The organism is Variovorax paradoxus, assembly GCF_040544635.1.
GTDB lineage: Bacteria > Pseudomonadota > Gammaproteobacteria > Burkholderiales > Burkholderiaceae_C > Variovorax > Variovorax paradoxus_R.
The window spans coordinates 21,742-42,561 of the sequence record NZ_JBEPKJ010000008.1; the positions used below are offsets into that span (position 1 = coordinate 21,742).

The 20,820-nt window shown below is 65.7% G+C and carries 22 protein-coding genes; 11 read left to right on the forward strand and 11 right to left on the reverse strand.

Annotated features, from left to right (window positions below):
• Positions 1–147: 147 nt before the first annotated feature.
• Together ABIC94_RS14750 and ABIC94_RS14755 are read left to right on the forward strand one after the other, a co-directional pair.
• Entirely contained in the window at positions 148–987 is an 840-nt protein-coding gene (locus ABIC94_RS14750) for a helix-turn-helix domain-containing protein (protein WP_354373749.1), read from the forward strand.
• Between the two features lie 10 nt (positions 988–997).
• Positions 998–3,307 carry a sensor histidine kinase gene (locus ABIC94_RS14755; protein ID WP_354373750.1) on the forward strand — a complete coding sequence of 770 codons (2,310 nt, stop codon included), beginning with the start codon at positions 998–1,000 and terminating at the stop codon, positions 3,305–3,307.
• Positions 3,308–3,406: 99 nt separating this feature from the next.
• Here ABIC94_RS14755 and ABIC94_RS14760 read toward each other — a convergent pair whose 3' ends face one another.
• Entirely contained in the window at positions 3,407–3,889 is a 483-nt protein-coding gene (locus tag ABIC94_RS14760; protein WP_354373751.1) for a ferritin-like domain-containing protein, read from the reverse strand.
• A gap of 290 nt (positions 3,890–4,179) precedes the next feature.
• Here ABIC94_RS14760 and ABIC94_RS14765 point away from each other — a divergent pair, with 290 nt between their 5' ends.
• The gene (locus ABIC94_RS14765; RefSeq protein WP_354373752.1) at positions 4,180–4,407 is read left to right on the forward strand and encodes a hypothetical protein; all 228 of its coding nucleotides are present in this window, start codon (positions 4,180–4,182) and stop codon (positions 4,405–4,407) included.
• A gap of 31 nt (positions 4,408–4,438) precedes the next feature.
• Here ABIC94_RS14765 and ABIC94_RS14770 read toward each other — a convergent pair whose 3' ends face one another.
• On the reverse strand, positions 4,439–4,891 hold the full coding sequence (locus ABIC94_RS14770; protein ID WP_354373753.1) for a hypothetical protein: 453 nt from the start codon (positions 4,889–4,891) through the stop codon (positions 4,439–4,441).
• Positions 4,892–4,914: 23 nt separating this feature from the next.
• The gene (locus ABIC94_RS14775) at positions 4,915–5,265 is read right to left on the reverse strand and encodes a hypothetical protein (protein ID WP_354373754.1); all 351 of its coding nucleotides are present in this window, start codon (positions 5,263–5,265) and stop codon (positions 4,915–4,917) included.
• A gap of 279 nt (positions 5,266–5,544) precedes the next feature.
• On the opposite strand from ABIC94_RS14775, the gene ABIC94_RS14780 reads away from it, so the two are divergent.
• Positions 5,545–5,850: a hypothetical protein gene (locus ABIC94_RS14780; protein ID WP_354373755.1), complete on the forward strand. Its 306-nt coding sequence runs from the start codon at positions 5,545–5,547 to the stop codon at positions 5,848–5,850.
• Between the two features lie 30 nt (positions 5,851–5,880).
• Here the strand turns inward: ABIC94_RS14780 and ABIC94_RS14785 are convergent, their stop codons facing one another.
• Positions 5,881–6,552 (reverse strand): response regulator transcription factor, encoded by a 672-nt coding sequence (locus ABIC94_RS14785; protein WP_354373756.1) that lies wholly within the window; start codon positions 6,550–6,552, stop codon positions 5,881–5,883.
• Between the two features lie 247 nt (positions 6,553–6,799).
• On the opposite strand from ABIC94_RS14785, the gene ABIC94_RS14790 reads away from it, so the two are divergent.
• Together ABIC94_RS14790 and ABIC94_RS14795 are read left to right on the forward strand one after the other, a co-directional pair.
• The gene (locus ABIC94_RS14790) at positions 6,800–8,140 is read left to right on the forward strand and encodes a DotU family type IV/VI secretion system protein (RefSeq protein ID WP_354373757.1); all 1,341 of its coding nucleotides are present in this window, start codon (positions 6,800–6,802) and stop codon (positions 8,138–8,140) included.
• 19 nt (positions 8,141–8,159) lie between these two features.
• The gene (locus ABIC94_RS14795; RefSeq protein WP_354373758.1) at positions 8,160–9,266 is read left to right on the forward strand and encodes a type VI secretion system protein; all 1,107 of its coding nucleotides are present in this window, start codon (positions 8,160–8,162) and stop codon (positions 9,264–9,266) included.
• A 17-nt stretch (positions 9,267–9,283) separates the two neighbouring features.
• On the opposite strand, the gene tssJ is transcribed toward ABIC94_RS14795, so the two are convergent.
• Positions 9,284–9,796, reverse strand: a complete 513-nt coding sequence (gene tssJ, locus ABIC94_RS14800; protein ID WP_354373759.1) for a type VI secretion system lipoprotein TssJ — start codon at positions 9,794–9,796, stop codon at positions 9,284–9,286.
• Positions 9,797–9,867: 71 nt separating this feature from the next.
• Here tssJ and tssA point away from each other — a divergent pair, with 71 nt between their 5' ends.
• The 5 genes from tssA to ABIC94_RS14825 all read left to right on the forward strand — a co-directional run bounded on the left by tssA (position 9,868) and on the right by ABIC94_RS14825 (position 14,240).
• Complete coding sequence (gene tssA / locus ABIC94_RS14805; protein ID WP_354373760.1) at positions 9,868–10,905, forward strand: type VI secretion system protein TssA; 1,038 nt, start codon at positions 9,868–9,870, stop codon at positions 10,903–10,905.
• A 59-nt stretch (positions 10,906–10,964) separates the two neighbouring features.
• Complete coding sequence (gene tssB / locus ABIC94_RS14810; RefSeq protein ID WP_354373761.1) at positions 10,965–11,477, forward strand: type VI secretion system contractile sheath small subunit; 513 nt, start codon at positions 10,965–10,967, stop codon at positions 11,475–11,477.
• 40 nt (positions 11,478–11,517) lie between these two features.
• Positions 11,518–13,014, forward strand: a complete 1,497-nt coding sequence (gene tssC, locus ABIC94_RS14815) for a type VI secretion system contractile sheath large subunit (RefSeq protein ID WP_354373762.1) — start codon at positions 11,518–11,520, stop codon at positions 13,012–13,014.
• A 151-nt stretch (positions 13,015–13,165) separates the two neighbouring features.
• On the forward strand, positions 13,166–13,645 hold the full coding sequence (locus ABIC94_RS14820) for an Hcp family type VI secretion system effector (protein ID WP_157611803.1): 480 nt from the start codon (positions 13,166–13,168) through the stop codon (positions 13,643–13,645).
• An 82-nt stretch (positions 13,646–13,727) separates the two neighbouring features.
• A complete protein-coding gene (locus ABIC94_RS14825) occupies positions 13,728–14,240 on the forward strand; it encodes a peptidoglycan-binding protein (protein WP_354373763.1) in 513 nt (170 codons plus the stop codon).
• Between the two features lie 119 nt (positions 14,241–14,359).
• Here ABIC94_RS14825 and ABIC94_RS14830 read toward each other — a convergent pair whose 3' ends face one another.
• The 6 genes from ABIC94_RS14830 to ABIC94_RS14855 form a co-directional block, all read right to left on the reverse strand.
• A complete protein-coding gene (locus tag ABIC94_RS14830) occupies positions 14,360–15,154 on the reverse strand; it encodes a PP2C family protein-serine/threonine phosphatase (RefSeq protein WP_354373764.1) in 795 nt (264 codons plus the stop codon).
• A 36-nt stretch (positions 15,155–15,190) separates the two neighbouring features.
• A complete protein-coding gene (gene tagH / locus ABIC94_RS14835) occupies positions 15,191–16,912 on the reverse strand; it encodes a type VI secretion system-associated FHA domain protein TagH (RefSeq protein ID WP_354373765.1) in 1,722 nt (573 codons plus the stop codon).
• Between the two features lie 132 nt (positions 16,913–17,044).
• Positions 17,045–18,298 (reverse strand): TIGR02270 family protein, encoded by a 1,254-nt coding sequence (locus ABIC94_RS14840; protein ID WP_354373766.1) that lies wholly within the window; start codon positions 18,296–18,298, stop codon positions 17,045–17,047.
• 11 nt (positions 18,299–18,309) lie between these two features.
• The gene (locus ABIC94_RS14845) at positions 18,310–19,020 is read right to left on the reverse strand and encodes a hypothetical protein (RefSeq protein WP_354373767.1); all 711 of its coding nucleotides are present in this window, start codon (positions 19,018–19,020) and stop codon (positions 18,310–18,312) included.
• Positions 18,992–19,906 (reverse strand): type VI immunity family protein, encoded by a 915-nt coding sequence (locus ABIC94_RS14850; protein ID WP_354373768.1) that lies wholly within the window; start codon positions 19,904–19,906, stop codon positions 18,992–18,994. Before ABIC94_RS14850 ends, ABIC94_RS14845 begins: the two co-directional genes overlap by 29 nt.
• A gap of 11 nt (positions 19,907–19,917) precedes the next feature.
• Complete coding sequence (locus ABIC94_RS14855) at positions 19,918–20,820, reverse strand: DUF4150 domain-containing protein (RefSeq protein ID WP_354373769.1); 903 nt, start codon at positions 20,818–20,820, stop codon at positions 19,918–19,920.

The window sequence follows — 20,820 nt, forward strand, 5'->3', positions numbered from 1 at the left end:
GAAAGAGCGCGATTCTTCGAGGGGGCCGACTTACATACTTTTGCCGGTCAGTACGAAATGTTTCCTTAAGCAGACATCTGTTTACGATTGCAAAGGAACGTGAATTCCGTCACACGCGTTTTCCCGGGGCCGCCCTACGCTAGACGAATGTCTTACTGGTCCTCCACTCCACCCCGGCGTGCGCACATCCTCTTGGTCGACGACAACATCGACGAACTCCAGCTTCTGCTTGCGGCATTGCGGGGCGAGGGGCACCGCATCAGCATGGCTTTCGACGCCATGCAGGGCTACAGGCGGGCAACCGCCCTGAGGCCCGACCTGATCCTGCTGGACGTGCGCATGGGTGGCGCCGACGGCTTTGCCGCCTGCCGGCTGCTGAAGGCCGACCCATCCACCGCGCACATTCCGGTGATCTTCGTGACATCGTCCTGCTCGGTGGAGGAAAGGCTGACAGGCCTGCACGAAGGTGCGGTCGACTACATCCTCAAGCCGTACGAACCGGCCGAAGTACTGGCGCGCGTCTCCGTGCACCTGGTGCTCGCCAGCAGCAAGCAGGCGCGGGCAAACGGCCCCGGCGCGGAAACACCGCCCGCCCCCGAGAGGGAAGCCGGCACCGATCGAGTCATCGCGTTGGCAGCCCAGCGGATCGTGATGTCGGACCTGGCGAACGTGCCCTCGCTGCCGGAGTTGGCCATGCGCGTGGGTACGCATGAAAAGCGTCTGTCGCGCGTGTTTCGCGAGCTGACGAGCCGCACGGTGTTCGAGTTCGTGCGTGAAGCCCGGCTTTCGGAAGCACGCCGGCTGCTGGCGGAATCGGCGCTCAGCATCGAGGACGTGGCCTTGGCGGTCGGATTCTCGAGTGCCGCCAATTTTTCGACTGCATTCCGCGAGCGCTTCCAGGCAACCCCGAGCGGCTTTCGCAGCACGCTTGGCGGCAAGACCGCATCGTTGCCCCTGCCCTTGCCTCTGCCTGTCGCCGAGGCTTGAGGCGGCCGTGATGGCGGTGCGCACCGTTTCGTTGTTGTGCGTGGCCTTCTTCATCTGCCTGTGGGTTCAGCCTCTGCAGGCCGCAACGGTGCGTCTGCGCGATGCCGAGCAACTGCCGATCGCGCTGGACGACAAAGTCGAGATACTTGAAGACCGCAAAGCGGAACTCTCGCTCGAGGCCGTGGACGCGGAGAACAGCAACCTATCGGACGGCTTTGTGCCGGGAACGCGGGCACGTATGCGGCCGGGCTTCTCGAACTCGGTGTTCTGGCTGCGCTTTTCGGTAGCGAACGACAGCAGCGCCGTACGCCCGCTGCGCCTGGTGCTGAACACGACGTCGCTCCAGTACGTCGACTTTCACGTGCAGCAAGTACAGGTCGGCCAGACACCCCCGGGAACATGGGCGCATGAGGCGGCCGGTATCTCCATGCCTGGCAACCGCAAGGCCAACCGCGTGCCGACACTCGCGCTGGAACTGCAGCCGGGCGAGCATGCCACCGTGCTGGTGCGCGCGCAAAGCCGTAGCGCCGTCAAACTGGCGCCGGAGCTGCACACCTCTGACACTTGGCGCGAGTACGAGAGCAGCCACGCACTGGCCGACGGGCTGCTGATCGGCGGCCTGCTCGTGCTCGCGGTGTATTCGCTGGCGGTGTGGGGCATCTCGCGCAATGGGGCGCTGGCTTCACAGAGTCTCGGGTTCGCCCTGGTCGCACTTTATGAAGCCACCTACCGGGGCTATGCGCGTCTGCTTTTCTGGCCCGAGAGCACCGAATGGAGTTACCGCGCGGCGGGCTTCATTGCCGGATGTTGCGTGCTGAACATGGTGCTGTACCTGCATGCGCTCTCGCGCCGCGGCCCGGTGCGCCAGCCGGGACTGTACGTGCTGGCCGGGTTGACCGCGGCGCAGGCATTGGTAACGCTCGGAACCCTGGTGGGAGACTATGCGCTTTTCGCTCAGGCCGGCCTCTTGAGTGCATTGGCGCTGGTGCTGGCTCTCACGATCAGCAGCTTCGTCTACATGCGCCGTGCCGGGCCGGGCGGGCGGCTGGCTTTTCCGGTGATGGTGGCCATCAGCACGGGCGTGTGCCTGCGGCTTACTGAGCTGTCCCCGCCCGAACACGCAATTCCCGGATTCGATGCCTATGTGCTCGGCTTTCCTGGCTTGCTGATCGGCCTCGTGGCACTGGCGGCATGGACGCATCACCTCTCGCACCAGCGGCACTCCGCGCAGCGCAAGTTGGTTCAGTGGCAAGCGCGCGAGCAGCAGAGGCTGCAGAACGAAGTAGCACGCAAGACCCGCGCACTCAACGCCGCGCTGGAGCAAGCCGAACAACGCGCGCGCGAGCAAACGCGGCTCATGGCTTACATCAGCCATGACCTGCGCGCGCCGCTGGCCACCATCGTGGGCCACGCTCGCATGCTCCAGGGCAGCGTGGAGGCGTCGTCGCAGCAGCTCCAGGCCATCGAACGCAGCGCGACCTACCAACTCGCCCTGGTCAACGACCTGCTCGAATATGCCAAGGGCGAGCTGCTGCCGCTTGCACTGGACCCGAAGCCAGTCCGCCTGCCAGCGCTGATCGAGGACATCGCGCAATACGCCTCCGCGCTGGCGCAGCGCCAGAACAACCGCTTCCTGCTCGAAACCAGAGGAACGCTACCGCCTGCGGTGCACCTGGACAGCAAGCGCTTTCAGCAATTGCTGCTGAATCTGCTCTCGAACGCGGCCAAGTTCACGCACGACGGGCAAATGGGATTGCGGGTAGAGGCACACCCTGCCGACACGCAATGGCGGCTGAGCCTCGAAATATGGGACAGCGGCATCGGGATCGACCGCAAGGATCAGCGACGCGTCTTCCGGGCATTTACGCAAGCCGACCCGGCCGCCGATGGAAGCGGGCTGGGCTTGGCGATCGCACGACGGATCGTTCAGCGCATGGGTGGTGAACTGCAACTCGACAGTCGTCGGCACTTGGGCACGCGGCTCCGGTTTTCGGTCGTCGTGGACGCTGCCTTCGAAGACGAAGCTCCTCCTCCCCTTACTGGTGCTGCGATGCCCCCATCGCAAGTACCTGTCGAGACACCTCGACGCCATGCGCGGCCGGTGCCTGAAATTGCACCTCTGCCCATCAACGTGCGAAAGGAACTCGAAACGCTGGCGCGTGATGGTCGATGGTCCGACCTGCACGAATGGGCCGATCGACTTTCGGCGGACCAGCGTCATGAAGCTCTGGTGAAAGCAGTGCGGCAAGCGCTGGAGAGCCTCGATTTCGACCACATCAGCCACTTGGCAAGAGCAACGCCCCACGCGATACAGGACTGACTGCTGCCCCGGGTGTTGGATTCCGCCGGGGGCTTCCAGAAAAAAAACGCGTTCCACCCCGCCGGATGAGTCGCGGCCCGGCGAGGGCCGCGACGCGCCTTACTTGGCGGCGCGCATCTGGTCGCGCAGCTGCTTGATCTGGTCGTGGTTGCGCTTGGCGCCTTCGGCTTGCTGCTGCACGATCGCCTGCACGTCGGCAGGCAGGTCTTGCTTCAGCGCCTTGCGGTAGCGCGCCACGGCGGCGTCTTCACCCCGCTCGCACTCTTCCAGCATGGAGAGCGCACTGTTGGCGCCGACGGAACCCTTCACGTGCACCCAGCCGCGGTGCATGGCACCGGTGACCGTGCCGCCCTTGTCGGGCGAGCCGCCGAAGCGCGTGATGAGTTGAACCAGTTCTCCAGCCGCCTTGGCGCATTCCGCCGAGCGGTTCTGGAAGACCTGTTTGAGCTGCGGCGACTCGACTTCCTCCGCGCAGGCGCGGAAACCGTATTCGCCGTCGCGCGTGTTCTCGAGCAGGTCGTTCAGCACATCGACGACATCTGCGCTGTTCGCAGTTTCGGCGGTGTTCGTGTAATTGGCCATGGAATGACTCCTTGGTTGGCCTCGTGTCACCGAGGCGGGTTGAAAATAAATTAAATCACCGGCGCGTGCAGTGCCCGAAGGCGGCTGTTCCTTGCGCTGGTCTCAAGGGAAATGGTGTTCGCGCGAGTGGGGATCTGTGTCGGTTTCGCCCGACGTCCGCTGTAAGCGTTCTTCGGTGCGTGCCTGCGCTCTGGCATTCCTGCGAAAGCGCGCGGCGCCGTCCCACGCGCAGCGGCCCCGCTGCGGCCTCACGCTTGCATCGTTCTTTCAACAACAAGAGGTGCAGTGCCATGACTTCCACCACGCAGATCGACGCCCGCATCGCCGGCCCCGTCGAATTTCGCGCGGGCGACGGCCCGCAGCTGAAGATTCCGGAGGGCAACTGCCAGATCCTGATGGCAGACGACAGCGTCGTCCTCACCTGGACCGAGAACGGCCAGTCGCTGACGGCAGCCATTCCGAAGATCGAGTTCGACCGCTATATCGAAACGGGCGCCATCGTGCTGGGGCGGGCCTGAACGCGCGGGCCTGAGGCCAGCACGCCCGATCTCAATCGCGCACCTTGGCCAGCGTGTAGATCGCCTGGGCGTACGAGACGGCTTCTTCCTCGGTCATGGAGCCTTCCAGTTCAGACAGCTCCAGCTGTTCGAAATCGTAGGAAATCCATTCGAAGAGGTGGGACTTCGGCATGTCGTCAAGGTTTTCGCAGTCGCTCCATGACTGCAGCCGTGTGGGCGCGCTTTCCAGCAGCATGCGCAGATACAACGCCCGTGCAACCTTGAGTTCGGCAATCTGGCGCGGGTCGTCGAACACGACTCGCAACTGCGCCAGCGCCTGTTCGCAGTGCAGCACGCGGCGGTGGGCTTCGCCGACGAGCACGTCGGGCTCCTCGAGACCGTTCGGCCGCGCACTCCAGGCGCGGTGGAATTCGCGTGCAATGCGCGCGTAAGCGAGTTGCTGGAGACCCTGGAGCGCGCAATCGAGATGGCAGTGCATGGTCATGGCGGTATGCAACAGGTTGGGCTTCAACCGCGCCTGTCTTCGCTGTCTTCGTCATCTTCCGGGTCGATGGAGGCGGCCACGTCGGCCGCGCTGCCCGGAACAATGCCCGTGCGGTCCGGCAGGATGTCCGCGTCGAGCTCCAGCGGCGGGGCGTCGGCCGATGCACGCTCGCCGGTTCCTTCGGCGTCGCTGCTGCTGTCGTGTGGCACCGGAACGGCGCCCTCGGCGGCATCTTCGGGAATGGCGGAGCGCTCGCGCGAGGTGCGCACGTCGCTTCCGCTGTCGCTCGTATCGCTGGGGCCAAGGCTGTCGACGTCCGTTCCCTTCGGTTCCATCGGCGGGGTGTCGCCTCCCAGGATGCTGCTGGTGGCCATGGTTTCCTTCATTTCTTGAAAAGCATTGACAAGAGTGGCTGGGCCCTTCCGGACAGCGGCACTGCAGGCGCCGCTGGAGCCACTGGTTTCTTCCATGGAGACTGAACAGTCGGGGCTTGGCCGTGCGTAGGAAATGCGCGCATCCGGGGCGCAGTCATTCCCGGAGATTTCGCATCGGCGCGACGGGAGGTTGGCGCTTATTCCTACGCGACGGACAACCGGGGCCGGTAGCCTGACTTTTCACCCCCTCAACCGCCCTCGATCCGGAACCCCCAACTCATGAAGAACTTCAGCTACCTGAGCGGTGGCTGGGCCCAGTTCTATACGGGACGCAATTTTCAGGGCGACATGCTGACGCTGGTGGGGCCCGCCGAAGTGCAGAGCATGGACCGGGGCACTGCAAGGCAACTCAAGCGCGACATCGACAGCGTGAGCGTCGGCCCGCGTGCGACGCTCCAGGTTTCCGAACACGCGATGTTCAGGGACCGCACCGTCGACTTCCCGGCCAACAGCCGCGAAGGCGGCCTCATGCGCAAGCTGGGCTTTGGCGGACGAATCGAGGCGATGAAGCTCAGCTGCTCCTGAGCGCGGCCATTGCGGCCGGCATAAGAAGCCTCAGGCTTGCGCTTCGGTCAGGGCCTGCGCGGCCACCACTGCTTCGGTGCGGTTGCGCACATTGAGCGCGCGAAAGATTGCCGCGAGGTGAATCTTGACCGTGCCCTCGCTGATGCCCAGGCTGCGGCCGATGAGCTTGTTGGGCTTGCCTTGCGACAACAGCTGCAGCACCTCGACCTGGCGCTCGGTGAGCACGCTGCGCAGGTGCTCCAGCGTTGCCGATGATGCGCGTGCGTCGCCGTTCTGCGTGGGCGGCACGCCGGCCACGATGCCGGGCGGCAGCGCCGTCAGCATCATCGGCGGCACATACACGCCGCCCGCCAGCACCAGCCGCACGGCCGACAGCATCACCTCGGGCGAATAGGCCTTGGGAATGAAGCCGAGCACGCCGCGTTCGAGCGCGCTGCGCATGATGGCCGGGTCTTCATAGCCGGACAGCACGATGACCGGCACGGCCGGATGGCGGCGGCGGATTTCGTCGATGTGGGCCTGGCCGTCTGCACCAGGCATGTTGAGATCGATCAGGGCCAAATCGAGCTCGTCGGTTGCTCCGGCAAACAGTTCGTCGACGCTCATCGCCAGGACGAACTCAATGCCGGGTTCGAGCTCCGACAACTTGGATTTGACCGCCTCGATGACGAGCCGGTGGTCGTCGGCGATCAGAATTTTCATGGCATGTCCCAGTGTCCCAGCGTGCATTGAACTCAGCGGAAGCCGAAGATACCGGCGATTGCCTCGCGCAGCAAGGCCGGTTTGACCCACGAACGGCATAGACCCCAAGCGATATGGCGCCCGCCGCCTCGCGTTTGGAAGAATGAATGCTCATTCGAAGGAACCGGGGACATAGGCATGCGCCATTGCTGCAGACGCCGGTGCAAGGCATCCTTCACCATGCAAGCGCAGTGAGCGGGCTCGGTTCATGACCCGCCTGCTCGACAGTTTCTCCGCATTCGTTTCATTCGGCCTCGCCCTCGATGCGTCGATTGCGGCATCGGCTGCCGGCGGCCGCGCCGCACTTTCCCATGATGCTGCACAGCAGCAGGCCCGCAGCCTGCTCGACGCCGCGCGTGCCGATGCCGGCGCCTCGGGCACGCCCGCGGCGCAGATCGAATCGGCGGCCTTTGCCATGGTGGCCTGGATCGACGAAATCCTGGCGCGCCACCCCGGCGCCGGAGGCGATGCCGCGCCGCTGCAGATGCAGCTCTTCAACTCGAACAACGCCGCCAGCGAGTTCTTCCATCACCTGTCGGCGCTGACCGCGCAGGACGACGAGGTGCGCGAGGTCTACTGGCATGCGCTGGTGCACGGCTTCAAGGGCCAGTACTACTTCGAGAGCGGCGATCAGGGCGAACTCGCCAAGCTGAAGGAGCTGCACAGCCGGCAATTGCTGCTCCAGCCTCTGGCGCTCGGCAGCCTGGTGCAGGACCACATCACACCCCAGCCCTACCGCATGGCAGACCCGCCCGGCCCGCACGGCACTCGGCGCCGCGACCAGGCGTTGCTGCGTGCCACGGCTTCGCTCACGCTGCTGCTGCCGCTGCTCTACCTGCTGTGGTGGCAATGGCTTGCCGGCCCCTCCACCGCCGAGCCGGCCCCGGCCCAGCGCATCGAACAGCATCTGCAAAGCTATGCATGTGCCGATCTCGCCGCCACCGCCGGCAAAGACGGACGACTGCGCGTGAGCGGCTTCGTCTCGCTGCCCGAGGACCTGGAACGGGTCGAACGCGAGGTGGCCGCGATGCCCGGCGTCGAATCGCCCGCGTTCGACGTCGAGCTGCGCGTGTGGCCGCACTGCGAGGTGTCCGCCATCCTGAAGCCCTACCAGCTGCGCAACCGGGGGAAGGCCCAGGGGCTGGCCGTGGAGGCCCCCACCGCCACGAACGGCCAGCTCCGCGAAGGCGACAACGTGCGTGTGCAGGTGGCCGCACCCAACCACGACAGCTACCTGTGGATCGACTACTACACCGCCGACGGATCGGTGATGCACCTCAATGCGGGGCAGGTGGCCACGCGGCTGCGCGCCGGTGAAAGGCTCGATCTGGCCCGCGACATCCCCTCGAGCTGGCTCGTGGGCCCGCCGTTCGGACGGGTGCTGATCACGGCGATCTCGTCGCCCACGCCGCTCGGCGAAACCGCCGACCGGCCGCCCTTCGAGCTCGCATCGGCCTATCTGCTGCGGCTGCGCGAAGCGCTGGCGGCCAGCAAGGGCGGCGAGCGGCTGATTGCCGATTTCGTGTTTCTCGAAACCGTCTCGCGCTGAGAAGCGCCACGCCGCCGCCATGACCGCCGTGCTCTCGCCCTCGCATCTCTTCTGGCTCCTGCTTGCGCTGTGCCTGATCGGCTTCGCGCTGCTCTACGGCATGGTTCGCGACGCAGGCCGCGGTGCGCGCCGCCGCGCGGTGCAACGGCGCATCGACGCACTCGGACCATGGGCCGCCGAGACCGACGAAGCCGCCGTGGAAGCAATCAGGGAAGCCATGTCCCAGGCCCGCCAGGCCCTGCGCCAGCCGCCACGGCAACGCAGCGCGCCGGTGCCATGGTTTCTCTTCCTGGGCGATGCGGCGGCCAACCTGCCGGGGCTGCTGGCGGCGGCGCATGCCGAACGCCTCGCGCCCTCAGGCAGCGAGCCCTTCGGCGAACCCTATTGGCATTGGTGGCTGACGGGCTCGCTGGCCGCCATCGAACTCCATCCGGCCGCGGTGGGCGAGGCGGCCACGGTGCCGCACGCGCGCGCCCTCTGGCTCCAGGCGCTGCTGGCGCTGGCCGAGCGGCGCGACCGCCTGCCGCTCAACGGGCTGGTGGTGGGCGTCGCCGCGAGCAAGCTGCTGCGCACGGACGCTGAAACCGTGAAGCCGCTGGCAGCCAGGATGCGCCGGTTGCTCGACGAGGCCGGCGACACCCTGCGCCTGCAGCTGCCGGTTTACCTTGTCGTGACCGGGCTCGAGCAATTGCCGGGCTATGCCACGCTGCGGGGCGCGTTGCCGCCCGAGGTGCTGGCACAGGCCATCGGCCATCGCCTGGCCGAACCGGCCGCGGCCGCCGACCGGCTGGACGCCGTGTTCGACCCGATGGCGCAGCGGCTGCACGCGCTGCGCATGGCTCTGCTGCGAGAGCAGCCCGGTGCATCGGGCCGGCTCGCGATTCATGAGTTCATCGAGGCGATGTGCGCGCTGCAACCCGCGCTGCGACAGGTTGCGGATGCCCTGTTCGAAGGCCATGGGCGAGGTTCGCGCGCGCCCCGGTGGCGCGGCCTCTATTTCACGGCCGCCGCATCGGACGCAGCCGGCGGTGCGTTCGCGGCCGATCTGTTTGAACACTTCCTGCCCGCCGACCAGCCGCTCGTGCGGCCGGGGCGGCCATCGAACGGAAACGCGGTGCCCTCGTGAACAGCGCGCGGACGAGCCTACTTGCTCTCGACGCGGATCTGGCGGGCGCCGAAGGTCACCGTCATGGCCTGGGCCTTGCCGGTCTGCACGGGGCGCACTTCGCGCCAGCGCGCACGGTCGAGGTCACGGAATGCCGCCATCACACCGATGGCCTTGGCGTCGGGCGGCAGGGTGAGATCGAGCTTGCGGGTCTCGCCGGGGCGCAACAACACCTCTTCGCGCTGGACGAGCTCTGCGCCCAGCGTGGCCTGGTCTTTTTCGAAAAGCGAGAAGAAGTCTGCGCCTTCGAACGGGCCGGGCGACTTCAATGCATAGACGCGCACCGTGAGCGGCGAAGCGCGGCCGCGCGCATCGGGGTTGGCATCGGCACCCGCAACCAGCGTGACCGACACCGTCGTGACCACGGGCTTGGGTGCGCAGCCTGCGAGCAGCGCACCCGTCAACACCAGGCCGGAGGCCAGTGCAAGGCGCCGCGAGACCGCAGCGAGAGAGCGTCCATAGGACGAATGGCGTGTACCCAGCGTGCGCATGCTATTCCCTTCGTTGCATTGACCGGTTCGGCTGCATCTTTGATTATCACCAGCCAACTCGAACAGGCAACATGCTGACCAACGAACTTGTCGAAGCCCTGCTCACGCCCATCGGCGAGGCATCGCCGTGCGGTGACGATCTGGAGTACGACGCAGCCTTTACCGCGCTGGCGGCTGCTTCGCAGCGCAAGCCCGAGCAGCAGTTCGGCGACACCGTCATTCCCGCGGTGGAGCCGGAGTGGCGCGACGTGGCCGAGCAGGCCGACGCCATCCTGCGCCGCAGCAAGGACGTGCGCGCCGCGGTTCTGCTCCTGCGCGCTTCCACGCGGCTGCAGGGCGTGCCCGGCTTCGTTGCGGGCCTTCAATTGCTGATCGGCCTTTTCGACCGCTTCTGGGACGGCATACATCCAACGCTCGATGCCGACGACGACAACGACCCCACCATGCGCCTCAATGCGCTGGCACCGCTGTGGGACGAGAACATGGTGCTGCGCGACCTGTACGACGCGCAGGTGGGCATGGCGCCCGGCGTGGGGCAGATCCGGGTGCGCGACATCGCCATTGCGCACGGCGCGCTGAACGCCGTGGGCGGCGAAGCCACCTACTCGATGTCGCAGATCCAGGGCGGCCTCGAGGCGATCCAGGCGCACCAGCCCGAGCGCCTGCAGGCCGCGATGGAAGTGCCTGCGCTTGTCGAGAAGCTGCAGGCGCTGCTGGTCGATCGCACCGGTCGCTCCGACGCTATCAGCCTCGGCGTACTGCGCACCATCGGCCGCGTGCTCACGAAGGCATGCAGCTCCGCCTCCGGCGCGCCGGATGCGGGCGAAGCCGATGCGGCGGGCGAAGGCGCGGCGTCGCAGGGCACAGGCACCGGTGGTGGCCGTCCGGCGGCCATGCGCGGGGAGATCCAGAGCCGCCAGGACGCGCTGCAGATGCTCGACCGCGTGATTCGCTACCTCGAGCAGACGGAGCCCGGCAATCCGGCGCCGCTACTGATCGACCGCGCCAAGAAACTCATCGGCGTGAGCTTTCTCGAGATCATGGCCAACCTCGCGCCCAACGCGATGGACACCATCGAAAACGTGACAGGCAAGCGCCCGTCCGAATAGGCCCATCCCGTCCTTTCAGTTCACAACCCCGTCCCATTCATCCCGCAAGGAGCATCGCCATGGCCAAGAGCAGTCAGAAATTCATCGCCCGCAACCGGGCGCCACGCGTGCAGATCGAATACGACGTGGAACTCTACGGTGCCGAGAAGAAGATCCAGCTGCCGTTCGTGATGGGCGTGCTTGCCGATCTTTCAGGCAAGCCGGCCGACCCGCTCGCCTCGGTGGCAGATCGCAAGTTCCTGGAGTTCGACGTCGACAATTTCGACTCGCGCATGAAGGCCATGAAGCCGCGCGCCGCCTTCGCCGTGGAGAACTCGTTGACCGGCGAAGGCGACCTGAAGGTCGAGCTCACCTTCGACAACATGGAGGACTTCTCCCCCGCCGCCGTCGCCCGAAAAGTCGGCGCGCTCAACAAGCTGCTCGAGGCACGCACGCAGCTGTCGAATCTCGTGACGTACATGGACGGCAAGGGCGGCGCGGAAGAGCTGCTCGCCAAGGTGCTCGAGGACCCGGCGCTGCTGCAGACGCTGGCCGCCAGCAAGAAGCCCGACGACAGCGCGCCCGCCGCCTGATCCATTTCGCCAGACACACCGGACTCCGAGGAGAAACACCATGGCCGACGCACTCGAACAACAGAGCGCACTGAAAGACGTTGCCTATGCAGGGAGCGACTTCTCGTCGCTGCTGCAAAAGGAATTCAAGCCGCGCAGCGACGAAGCCAAGAGCGCCGTCGAAGCCGCGGTGCTCACGCTCGCCCAGCAGGCGCTGAGCAACAGCACCGTGATCGGCAAGGACGTGACCAAGTCGATCCAGGCCATGATCGCCGCGATCGACGCCAAGCTCACCGACCAGGTCAACAAGATCATTCACCACCCCGACTACCAGAAGCTCGAGAGTGCATGGCGCGGCCTGCACTACATGGTGAACAACACCGAGACCGACGAGAACCTGAAGATCCGCGTGATGGACATCTCCAAGCAGGAGCTGGCCAAGAACCTCAAGAAGTTCAAGGGCGCGGCCTGGGACCAGAGCCCGATATTCAAGAAGGTCTACGAACAGGAATACGGCCAGTTCGGCGGCGAGCCCTTTGGCGCGCTGGTGGGCGACTACCACTTCGACCAGAGCCCGCCCGACGTCGAGCTGCTGGGCGAGATGGCCAAGATCGCCGCATCCGCGCATGCGCCCTTCATCACCGGCGCCAGCCCCAACCTGATGCAGATGGAATCGTGGCAGGAGCTCGCCAACCCGCGCGACCTGACCAAGATCTTTCTCACGCCCGAGTACGCCGGCTGGCGCTCGCTGCGCGAATCGGACGACTCCAAGTACCTGGGCCTGTGCATGCCGCGCTTCCTCGCGCGCACGCCCTATGGCGCCAATACCAATCCGGTGGAAGAGTTCGATTTCGAGGAAGACACTGCCGGCGCCGACCACAGCAAGTACGCCTGGGCCAACGCGGCCTATGCAATGGCCACCAACATCAACCGCTCGTACAAGCTCTACGGCTGGGGTTCGCGCATCCGCGGCATCGAGTCGGGCGGCGCGGTGGAGAACCTGCCGCTGCACACCTTCCCGAGCGACGACGGCGGCGTGGACCAGAAGTGCCCCACCGAGATCGCGATCAGCGACCGGCGCGAGGCCGAGCTCTCCAAGGCCGGGCTGCTGTCGATGATCCACCGCAAGAACTCCGACTTCGCAGCCTTCATCGGCGCGCAGTCGCTTAACAAGCCCGCGGAATACGACGACCCGGACGCCACGGCCAATGCCAACCTGGCGGCGCGCCTGCCCTATCTCTTTGCCTGCAACCGCTTCGCGCATTACCTCAAGTGCATCGTGCGCGACAAGGTCGGCAGCTTCAAGGAGCGCGAGGACATGCAGCGCTGGCTCAACAAATGGATCATGAACTACGTCGACGGCGACCCGGCCAACTCGTCGGAGATCACGAAGTCGCAGAAGCCGCTGGCGGCCGCCGAAGTGGTGGTGGAAGAGGTCGAGGGCAACCCGGGCTACTACACGTCCAAGTTCTTCCTGCGCCCGCACTACCAGCTCGAAGGTCTCACGGTCTCTCTGCGGCTGGTCTCGAAGCTGCCTTCGGCCAAGGGAGCCGCCTGAAAAGTTCTCCGGATTCTCTTGAAATTCTTGATTCCGTTTCGTTCTCTCAGTAGCTGCCGCGCATCGGTCCTGTTTTCAAGTTGCCGGCAGCCTTTGTCTTCATCTCGATCATCAACCGCCCGAACGCAAACGGGCCCCAAGGAGTAGGAACATGTCATCTGACTTTCACATCAAGCTCGACGGCGTCAAGGGCGAGGCTTCCCACAAGGACCACAAGGACGAGATCGAGATTTCGTCGTGGTCCTGGAACGTGAGCAATGCATCGGGCGCAGGCTCCGGCGGCGGTTCGGGCAAGGGCAAGGCCACGCCGGGGGAATTCCACTTCACCCACGCCTACGACAAGGCATCCCCCGTGCTGGCCAAGAACTGCGTGAGCGGCAAGCACTTCAAGGACATGGTCATGACCTGCCGCAAGTCGGGTGAAGGCCAGCAGGAGTACCTCAAGGTCACGCTGAAGGAAGTCTTCATCTCCGGCGTGAGCCCCGGCGGCGCGCAAGGCGGCGATGTGCAGGAACAGGTGCTTTGCTCGTTCAAGGACATCGAGTTCGCCTACAAGGCCCAGGACGACAAGGGCGCGGGCGGCGGCGAGGTGAAATTCGGCTGGAACGTGCCGACCACCGAAACCCGCTGAAGGGCAACGGATTCGTCAAGTCCGGACTCGGGCACACCATGCCCGAACCCGGTACCCGCGTTTCCCCCAACGGAGCAATGCAATGGCATTCAGCACCCCAGTTATCGGCAGCAGCGGCAGGCTGCTCACCGCCTACAACATCGATTGGTCGGTCGGCCATATCGGCTCCAACACGCGCGAGGACGTGATGCTGGTGCAAGCCCTGTTCAAGATCTTCTATTACGAACTGATGGGCTTCAACCACGACTTCGACCCGCCTCCGGACCAGACCGAGGTGATCGTCGTGGACGGCTACAAGGGGCCGATCACCCAGAAGCACATCACGCACTTCCAGGCGCAGATGGTTGCGCGTGGGCAAAAGGTCCTGGCGGACGGCATCTTCGATCCGTTCCGGGCACCCGGCGCGTCCAGCACGGTCAGCAAGTCGCGTTACGCGCTCGACCTGCTCAACAACGGCTGCGGCAACTTCTGCGAGGAGCAGGGCATCGACAACTACAGCAACCTGCCGAACCGGCAAGACATGCCCCAGTTGCTGCGCAGCGCGTTGAAGCGGGTCAAGAAGACGGCCAGCAAGTACAGCTACGCCACCGCATGAATGTTCCCGTCGCGGGCGGCATCTGAACTGCTGCCGCCCGTCCTGGCAACAACCAGGGGCTGAAGCCTCCGTCGCGTGGACGGTGCTTCAGCCCCTGGTCTTTTTTTGCTTGGCCGCCATCAGGAATCCGTCGACACGACGCTCTCCGGCAGCAGCCGCGTCACGTCGTCGCCTTCATCCTCGATCACCCACAGCGTGAGCGCCGTGTAGTTGTCGTGGCCCGGCTTGGCGTTCGCCTTGATCTGCGCGTCGAGCAGCTCCGTCCACTGGCTGGGCGTGCGCGAAGCGTGCAGCGTGTCGACCAGGCACTCGTCGCCCAATGGTTCCCAGACGCCGTCGCTGCACAGCAGCAGCACGTCGCCAGGCAGCAGGCGCATGCGGTCCGACACCGTGATGTCGGGCGCCTCTTCCACCGAGCCGAGCGCCGACAGCAGCATGTTGCGCTGCGGATGCAGGCGCGCGCCCTCTTCGTCGAGCATGCCGCCGGCCACCATCTGCTGCACTAGGCTGTGATCGTTGGTGCGCGCCACGATGGCGCCGCCGCGAAACAGGTAGGCCCGGCTGTCGCCGCTGTGCACCCAGGCCAGGACCTGCGTTTCGAGGTCGATGGCGGCGAACACCACCGTCGAGCGCATGCCGGCCAGCTTGCCGCCTTCGGACTGGCGCGCGACCACGTCGAGATTGGCCTGCTCGACCAGCGCGCGGAGGCCGGCTTCGTCCAGGCCCGGCGCCGCCGAGAAGCCGCCCAGCATGCTGCTGCGCGCCGTGGCGGCCGCCACGTCGCCGCCGCCATGGCCGCCCGCGCCGTCGGCCACCAGGCAAGCGACATAGCGCTCGTCATGCCAGTGGCCATGCACGTCTTCGTTGTAGTTGCGGCCGCCCTGCCGGGACAGCGTGACGATTTCGATTTCCAAACGCGGTGCCTTTTGCTTTGATCGATCGTTGGAGATTCAGTGGCCGGACGGCGCATCGGATTTGAGCCGCGCCATCTGCTCTTCGTAGGCCTCGAGAAAGGCTTTGCCGAAGAGGTTGTGGAAATCGTCTTCCGCCTCGCTCGCAATGCCGCCGTAGAGCGCCACGAACTGGTCCCAGAGCTTGGCCTTGCGGTTGGCGGCAAACAGCGTGTCGAGCGCCGACTTGGCGCTGATCTTCTTCTCGAGTTCGTCGGGCTCGAAGCGCGCAATGACATGCGCCAACGCCGCGCGCATGCCCACCATCACGCCGAACTGGTGCGCACGCAGGTCGTTGAAGGCATCGCGCATCGCGGTCTCGGGCGGCATGAAGCCGCGCACGCCAGGCCCCAGCAGATGGGCCAGCGCGACCTCCACCGTGGGCGAGAACTTGAGCGGGTTGTTCGCCTGCGAAGCGATCATGGTGACCTCGGCGCGCACCTCGCGCTTGAACTCCTGGCGCGTGAGCAGCAACTGCAGCGTGCCCTCGGTGGCGCTGCGAAGAATCGTGCCGATGCGCTCCATGAGGCCCGGCGTGAGCATCTCGGGCGCCTGGTGGGTGCTGGCGAGGCCCCGCAGAAAGGCGGCAAGCAGTTCGTCGTCGGAGGCGGTGCGCTGCATTGCGGGTGCTGATGTTGCCTTGGCGACCGGTGCCGACGTGGGTTGCGGCTGTGGCCGCGACGGCGGCGGAGGTGGCGAGAGCGGCGCCAGCAACTCGAGCGGCTCGATCGATTCGCCGAGCGAAACCTCCGGTCCGCTGATGCGGATCGGTTGGCCCGTGATGTCGTCGAACTGCGGCAGCTGCGGCTTGAGCATGGCCGGCGGTGGCGGCGCGTCGATCGCCCTCGGTGGGGTGAAGCCGAACTGATCGATGGGCAAATGGTCGGCCCGCGGTACCGGCGTGGCCGGCGCGGCGCGTTGCAGTGCCGCCAGCGGATCGGCATCGGAAGCCGTGTTGGGCTGCAGCAGCGGGTCCGCCAGCGCAGAGAGCGCGAGCGGGTCGCCACCGATGCCGCCACCGCCGCCCATGCCGCCGAACAGCTCGTCGATGCCCGCAGCCTTGCCGCTCGCGGGCGGCGCACCCAGATCGGAAAAATCGTCGAGCGCGCCGAGCCCGGTTGTAGGCGCCGAAGAAGACTCGGATCCCAGCAGATTGGCAAAGGGATCGATCTGCGCGGCTTGTGCATTGCGCGAGCCGCTTTGCATCGGATCGGGGAACATCAACGAGTCGTCGGACGCTTTGGAAGCAGACGGCGATGGCCTGGCCCCGGCAGGCGACCCGGCAGCAGGCGCTGGCGGTGCAAGCCCCGCCAGCAGGTCCGCAAAGGGGTCGTCGCTCGACACCGCTGCGGTGGAAGCGGGCGCTTTCATCACGGTGTTCGGCACGGCCAGCGAAGGGGCCGCGGCGCCGGCCATCACGCGCACGCGAAGCTCGAAACTCCCCACCACGAGCTGCGTGCCATCGGTGAGCGCCGCTTCCTTGCCCGAGCCCAGCGGCACGCCGTTGCACTGCATCGGATTGCTGCCCCGGTCGATGACGAAATACTGGCCGTCGCGGCACAGCACCTGCGCATGCACGCGCGACACCGTGCGGTCCGGGTCGTCGAGCACCAGCGTATTGGTGTCCGCACGCCCGATGGTGCCCCCGTTGGGGCCGAAGTCGGCGGCAATGGCCTGCCCCGCCGGGACGCCTTGCCGGGTGATGACAGCGATATGAATCATGAATCGGCCCCCGGGGCTGCGCCCGAACATGGCTCGCGCAAGCACGAGCCCAAAAACTCAGAAGGAGTATTCATTCCGGGGGGCCGCTTGGCAATCTCGCCTTAAGAGGTATGCCTTTATTGCAGTGGTGTTTCACGCCACGCTTTCGAGCCAGCGCCGCTGCCGCCAGGCGGGCGCACTGGTGGCGAACAACGGCGCGCGGGGTTCCAGCAGGCACAGGTGCAGCGCGGCCGCCACGCGCTGCCGCTGGAAGCCCTCGCGCAGCACGTTCGTACAACCCTCGGGGGAGACCGGGTGCCCCATGAAGAGCCGCACTCCGGGCGCGAAGCGATCGCCATTCTTCCCCCACCATGCGCGAACCTTGTCGATGTCCGGCCAGGGCAAGGCGATGTCCTCGGGCAACTCGACGTTGTCGTCGTCCGGGTCTTCGGTCGGCCCGTCCTCGAAGCCATCGGGCGGTGGAACCTCCATCTGCGCGAGGTTGAAATCCACGCCGGTGATGGTCACGAAGGCCTCGGCCGCGATGCGCGCCGTGGCCGGCTGCGCCATCTGCTCGATGAGCCAGGGCACATAGCGCGCGTCGCCGATAAAGCCCGAACCGATGATGCGCAAGCGCTGCACCTCGGGCAGTCCGCCGCTATCGAGCAGCAGCGCGTGGCCCGGCACCACCTCCACTGCCTGCAGCGCCAACTGGAAGGCGCGCGGCTGGCGCGGCCCGCTCTTCAGTGCGAAAGCCGCGAGCGCATCGAGCGCCTGGGCCCGGTCGCCCAGCAGCACTGCCGCCCATGCGGCCCAGAAGCGCAGCTCGGGCTTGGCCTCGCCAAGCAGCGACTGCGCCTGCGGCAACAGGTCGGCGCGGCCCAACTCGCCGGCCGCGCGCAGCGCGCGGATGCGCACGCTGTCGGGCGCATCCACGAGCAGTTGCCCAAGCAATGCCCCCGGATCGCGCCGATGCACCGCGCAGGCCGCGACGCCAAGCTTTTGCCGCAGCGGCGAGGCGTCCTCGAACAAAGCCTTGACACGCCCGCCGAGATGCTCCGGCTCGGCCCAACCGAGCGCCGAGATCAGGCCGGGCACGACCTCGGGAACCTCCTTGGCACGCTCGACCAGATCGTCGAAGCGGCCATCGACCGCTTCGGTGGCAAGCACCGCGGCGACGAAGAAGTCTTCAGGGCCTTCGTTGTCGGTGAGCGCGAGTGCATGCTTCCAGCCCTCTTCGCCGGCGACGCGCAGACCGTCGATGTGAGCGGCAAGGCGTTCGTCGAGATCGGCGAATTGCTGGGGCGAGTAGTTGGGCGCGTGGACCGCGCTGGCGCGCTGGAGCCAGAGGAAGGAGGCTTCGTCTGCGTGTTCGGCGACGATGGAAGGCAGCGTTTCGGCGTCCACGGAACAAGCTCCTACTCGAAATGCAACCGCACGATGGGCAGCTTCTCGTGCCAGGCGCAGCAGAGGTTGACGATGAGATCCCACGCCTCGGCGTCTGCGTTGTCCCAGACCCATTCGTGATAGTGGATCGTGCGCGGATCGTTGAACATGGCCTGCGCGCCGCTGACTTCCACCGCCTCGTCGGGATCGTTGGGATACGCAAGCGTCAACGCGTCCCACAGCGCAAGGGTTTCGAGCAGGCCCTGCCGGACTTCGGGCGGCACCGGCTGCGCGAATTCGATCTCGACCAGCAATGCGTAGTTGCCGCCCATGTCCTCCGGGAACTCGACTTCGAAAGGCGGCTGCTCCGGAGCGGCCGGACGCACGCCCCTTTCGCTCAGCAAGTCAAGCTCGCGCTGGCCCAGCACGGCACGCGCCGCGCGGAAAAGGACTTCGTGTTGACGGCAATCCGCCAGCATGCCGCCCAACACATCCAGGGCCGTGACAGGGAGATCCTCGACTTGCAGCTGCGCCTGCACCGACGTGCCGGCGGCGCGAAGCTCGACCGGCGCCGAAGGAAGCCGCCTCCCCGGGAAGAAGAACCCCGCGTCGACCGCATCGAGAAAGACGCGAATGCGCCGCTCCACGAGTTCGACCGCTCCCTCGGGACCACGCTCCAGCGTGGCCTGAAGCAGAACCGGGCCGCTGTAGCGCTCAGACGAAGAAGCGTCGAAGCCAGTCATGCGCCGCCTCCTCGGACATGCCTTTGATGAATATCTGGTCCAGCGCCTCGTCGGGCGCCACCACGTCCGCGATAAGCTTGCCCACGGCGCCATAGATCGGCACGGTCTCTTGCCGATTGACGTCACCGATCTGCGGCGCATCGCCGGCGCGCAAGATCACGCCGGCCTTGCCGAGCGCAAGCGCGGACACCCCCACGGGCGCACTCCGCTCAAGGGCCGCCAGACCGCCAAGCGCCGCCGCCGCCTCGGCCCCGAGGAAGGTCAACCAATTGACGGCCGCGACACCATGCTGCGCCCCATTCGACATGCGCACGGCACCGCCATAGCCAAGGCCCGGATACCGCAGCATCAGCGGAACCGACCATTGGAGGACTTCCCGATCCACCAATGAATCCGAGTCTTCCCAGAGCAAAGAGTAGCCGGCATACCCACTGCTGAGCGGGAATTCGGCGAGCGCATCCTGGGCCAGCGCGATCACCTGATCGGGGTGATCGCCCCACTCGATGGGTAGCGCTATCCGCAGCACAAAGCACGGCGGATCCAAAGGCCCCAGTAACGTCATCTTTATCGCTGGCGACTGAATCTGGTCGGCTTTCTTCCCCGAATGCGCCCGGTAGCCCAGTATTTTGGTTGCGAGTATGTCCGGGTCCGAAAACCAGTGATTCGGTCCCTCGATCGCCGTGGCATCGTGAACGCGGAAACGCTTCATGTCGCCAGTGCGATAGAACCGCTGCTGATTGCCAAAGGCGTCCGTGTACGCGCGCAGAAATCGCGCAAGGCCCGCTCCAATGTTCTCGGGCAGCCCGTAGGCAAATGCGACGATCTCGACGCAGGGCGTCGCCACGCTCTCGCCATCGTCCGTCAGGGTGAACAGGGACTCATTCATAAATTTTTCCTTCAGGTACACAGGCAGTCGGCGCCTTTGGCGTCCTTTGCCCCTTTTTTCCTGACCTTCATCTCCGTCAGCTTCTTGTCCGTGTCCGGGTGCTTTTGTCGCAACGCTTCCTGATTGTCCGTAGGCGAGTCATTGGGAAACTTCACCTCGACGATACGGTCCACATTGGCAAGCGTCAGCGCTTTTTTCCCAACGGCTTTCGCTGCATCGACCAGCAGGATGTCCCACCTGGCATATCCCAAACCGCTGTTGATATCCATGCCATGTTTGCCGATGAGTTTCCCACTCTTTAGATCCTGCGAGACCTCCGTGAGCAGGCCTGGTTTGCCGCCACGCGGCTTGGGATCGACGATGTTGCGCATCCGACGCTGGTATTGGTCAGTGGAAGCCTTCCCTGGCGGTAGTTTGGCGTCAGCCGCCTCCTTGTCTTTCAGGGCCTGGCACGCGGCTTCGCAAAGCTCTTGCGCCAGGGCATCCCCCAGGGCATCGATCAACGGCTGCTGCGCCTCCCCGCCCAGATTCGCCGCGTTCTTCGAGTTATGGAACATCTTGTCCGTGAGCCGGGCCGCGTTCTTCCCGTCCATCTTCACGTCGAAGGAGTAGAGGATCCAGGTCGCCTCCTTCATGAAGGTGCTGGACTTCACTCCCCCGGCCACACCCGCGTTGTCGCCGTTGGAAATGGCGAACTTCGAACCCTTGTTCGCGGCCATCGCCTTGTCACCCTTGACGGTGCTGGTGCCGCTCGACAGCGTGATCGAGTTGGCAATGTTCGGATAGGGAACCGGCACGGGCCCACCGGGGCTCGGTGTCTTGCACACGTCGGGAATGGTCGCGGTGCTGATGCCGATGCTGAACTTGTGGACCAGCGTGAGACTGGTGCCGTTGACCCTGATGGTGACTGGCAC

Excerpts from the sequence above, each read along its gene's own strand:
- ABIC94_RS14845 (WP_354373767.1), bottom strand. The coding sequence starts at position 19,020 with ATGACTGGCTTCGACGCTTCTTCGTCTGAGCGCTACAGCGGCCCGGTT.
- ABIC94_RS14820 (WP_157611803.1), top strand. The coding sequence starts at position 13,166 with ATGTCATCTGACTTTCACATCAAGCTCGACGGCGTCAAGGGCGAGGCT.
- ABIC94_RS14850 (WP_354373768.1), bottom strand. The coding sequence starts at position 19,906 with ATGAATGAGTCCCTGTTCACCCTGACGGACGATGGCGAGAGCGTGGCG.
- tssB (WP_354373761.1), top strand. The coding sequence starts at position 10,965 with ATGGCCAAGAGCAGTCAGAAATTCATCGCCCGCAACCGGGCGCCACGC.
- ABIC94_RS14770 (WP_354373753.1), bottom strand. The coding sequence starts at position 4,891 with ATGACCATGCACTGCCATCTCGATTGCGCGCTCCAGGGTCTCCAGCAA.
- ABIC94_RS14795 (WP_354373758.1), top strand. The coding sequence starts at position 8,160 with ATGACCGCCGTGCTCTCGCCCTCGCATCTCTTCTGGCTCCTGCTTGCG.
- tssA (WP_354373760.1), top strand. The coding sequence starts at position 9,868 with ATGCTGACCAACGAACTTGTCGAAGCCCTGCTCACGCCCATCGGCGAG.
- ABIC94_RS14750 (WP_354373749.1), top strand. The coding sequence starts at position 148 with ATGTCTTACTGGTCCTCCACTCCACCCCGGCGTGCGCACATCCTCTTG.
- tagH (WP_354373765.1), bottom strand. The coding sequence starts at position 16,912 with ATGATTCATATCGCTGTCATCACCCGGCAAGGCGTCCCGGCGGGGCAG.
- ABIC94_RS14775 (WP_354373754.1), bottom strand. The coding sequence starts at position 5,265 with ATGGCCACCAGCAGCATCCTGGGAGGCGACACCCCGCCGATGGAACCG.
- ABIC94_RS14790 (WP_354373757.1), top strand. The coding sequence starts at position 6,800 with ATGACCCGCCTGCTCGACAGTTTCTCCGCATTCGTTTCATTCGGCCTC.
- tssJ (WP_354373759.1), bottom strand. The coding sequence starts at position 9,796 with ATGCGCACGCTGGGTACACGCCATTCGTCCTATGGACGCTCTCTCGCT.
- ABIC94_RS14765 (WP_354373752.1), top strand. The coding sequence starts at position 4,180 with ATGACTTCCACCACGCAGATCGACGCCCGCATCGCCGGCCCCGTCGAA.
- ABIC94_RS14755 (WP_354373750.1), top strand. The coding sequence starts at position 998 with ATGGCGGTGCGCACCGTTTCGTTGTTGTGCGTGGCCTTCTTCATCTGC.
- tssC (WP_354373762.1), top strand. The coding sequence starts at position 11,518 with ATGGCCGACGCACTCGAACAACAGAGCGCACTGAAAGACGTTGCCTAT.
- ABIC94_RS14785 (WP_354373756.1), bottom strand. The coding sequence starts at position 6,552 with ATGAAAATTCTGATCGCCGACGACCACCGGCTCGTCATCGAGGCGGTC.
- ABIC94_RS14780 (WP_354373755.1), top strand. The coding sequence starts at position 5,545 with ATGAAGAACTTCAGCTACCTGAGCGGTGGCTGGGCCCAGTTCTATACG.
- ABIC94_RS14760 (WP_354373751.1), bottom strand. The coding sequence starts at position 3,889 with ATGGCCAATTACACGAACACCGCCGAAACTGCGAACAGCGCAGATGTC.
- ABIC94_RS14825 (WP_354373763.1), top strand. The coding sequence starts at position 13,728 with ATGGCATTCAGCACCCCAGTTATCGGCAGCAGCGGCAGGCTGCTCACC.